Below are 2,300 nucleotides of genomic sequence, written 5' to 3' on the forward strand. Positions count from 1 at the left end.
ACATCGGGTGTCGGCCTTGATATAGATAGCAGCTTCTGCCGAACAGAAGGCAGCTGTCGATCGGGTGCAATGGGCTACCCGTGAAAGGATCCCGGAATATCAGGCTGCCTTCGGCAAGGCAGCGATCCTGATAGCCACAGAAAGATTCGATGCTTTCTACAGTTTTCTGTGCTGTCGGCGTGGAAAAATCAGCCCACTGCAGAGCATCCGTCCATGTCGTGCCAGGGGTCAGGAACTGCGCGACCACCTCGTTGAGCATCCCCGGATCCAGCCCGGCCTCCTGAAGGAAGCCAATTTCTGATCGTTCTTGCGTATTGTAGGGGATGATCCTGAGATCTGGCGATTTGAGGATCCAATAGGCCTTCGCATCATCCCTGGTTATGCTGGCGCGGGGAATGGGAATCGGTTTGCCATCCGCGACCGCCTTCCATACCTCGGCGACGATCTTCATGCCTGGAGCCTGCAGGCTTTTCGCGCGCATGCCAGGGAATAGTTTCGACACTCTGATGTTTTCGTCCATTTCCGCGAGGGTGAGGAGGGCGCTCTGAATGATCCTCCCAGCCTCGATTTGAAGCGAGATCAGATCCTCGCATGTCCTGGCGACACCCGATTCCAGGGAAAACCGCGATATGAGCGACCTGTCGGTGGGATTGTCCAATATACGAGAGGCCATGCTCGAGCCCGCAAGGCTTGCTGGCGAAGACGCGGGTTCCGAACGGCATTGGTCTCGCGTCGCTTCGGGTGCAGTCTGCTTGTTCACGGTCATGCTCGGATATCCGATTTATACTTGGGTGCAATTGGTTGGCAGGGAAGGCCAGCTTCCAGAATGTGAATTAATTTCGGCCAATATGCCCTGGCCTTGCCCGGATCCCGTCTGATCTGAATCCCTGCTCGGTCGCATCAATCTGTCAGCCCCGCTTTTTCCGCCCATCTGGACGGGCAGTCTAATGGCTTTCCTGCTTGTGGTCTTTTTTCGGGAAATTGCCAAAGGCTGTTGCGCAAGTGGCAGGAACTCGCCCGCCTCTGCGCCATTGATTTCAACGCATGTTACTGAATCCATCCGGATCAATTCGTCGATGGCCTCTTTCAGTCCACTCTGCACAAGCACGATCGAGTGCATAACCTTGCCCCCAGACAGAGATAAGAACTTCACCTCTAGCGATTACATGGGAAATAAACAATATGGCGCGCAAACAAAACCGCGCGACCATGAAGCCGACCTGCCCCTGCCGGGCTCGCTTGAAGGGCAGCCCTCAGGGCTTTTCGTTGGACGGACGAATAGAGCCTGACAGAAGAAGCGTCAATAACGCTTCGCGGCAATCTCCTTGAAATTTCAATGACAGCGCAAAAGGGCAGGGCGGCGATTATGTCGATTTTGATTGTTGCATCGCGATATTTAACCGGAGAAAGCAGGATATTATGTATATTTGCATCGTGAAGGTGCCGCGCCGGCCGAAGCGCGGCTGGTCCGCCGGGGCTGGTGCTGCTGCCTGCGGATGCGGCAGCTGGCAACATTTTGCTCAGGAGTTTCGCGATGTCGCGCCTGGAAGCCTCCCAGATCGCGGCGCGGAAGGCGGCTTCGTCTGGCCGCGGCCCCCATCCGACCAAATCGACGAAAGGCGGGGCTGCAGCTCGCAAATCCGCGACAATGATGCCGCCGATGGTCGACAGGAAGGTGCCGTAATAGCCTAGGTGGTGTTGACAAAAGGGATTCACAGGGTGGCCTGATCGTGATTCAAGCTGGTACCTGCAATGGAGACCAGCTTGGCACGAGACCTGATGTCGGACGAGGAATGGGCGTTTCATGAGCGCTTCATTCTGGCCGTGCGCGCCCCGAACGGGCGCAAGCCCGCAAATCACCGCCTTGTTCTTGATGGGATTTTCTGGATCGCGCGGACCGGCTCTCCTTGGCGCGACCTCCCAGAAGAGTTCGGGAAGTGGTCCAGTGTCTACCGCCAGTTCCGGCGCTGGACCCTGGCGGGGTTGTGGGAGCAGATCCTCGAAGCGCTGAACGAAAGTCGGATCGTGCCGGATGCGCTCCAGATGATCGACAGCACCGTGATCCGCGCCCATCATCAGGCAGCGGGCGCAAAAGGGGGACTCCAAGACAGGGTTTTGGCCGTTCAAGAGGTGGTTTCACGACCAAGGTCCACCTGCGCGTCAATGCTGCCGGGCTGCCAATGAGGTCGGACATCACGCCGGGCCAGACATCGGACTACCTGGGCTTTGATCTGGTCATGGACGACAACCTGCCGGAGCCTTGCATCCTGCTGGCCGATCGCGGCTATGACTCCGACAAG

At 57.4% G+C, this 2,300-nt stretch carries 1 protein-coding gene and 1 pseudogene; one reads left to right on the forward strand and one right to left on the reverse strand.

The window, feature by feature from the left end; genetic code table 11:
- A partial coding sequence (locus ASV56_RS17870; RefSeq protein WP_156429238.1) for a hypothetical protein occupies positions 1–766 on the reverse strand: 766 nt, incomplete at its 3' end.
- Positions 767–1,752: 986 nt separating this feature from the next.
- Here ASV56_RS17870 and ASV56_RS17875 point away from each other — a divergent pair.
- Positions 1,753–2,300, forward strand: a pseudogene (locus tag ASV56_RS17875) (IS5 family transposase); the annotation flags it as partial.

The organism is Paracoccus aminovorans, from assembly GCF_001546115.1.
In the GTDB taxonomy this organism is placed as follows: Bacteria; Pseudomonadota; Alphaproteobacteria; order Rhodobacterales; family Rhodobacteraceae; genus Paracoccus; species Paracoccus aminovorans_B.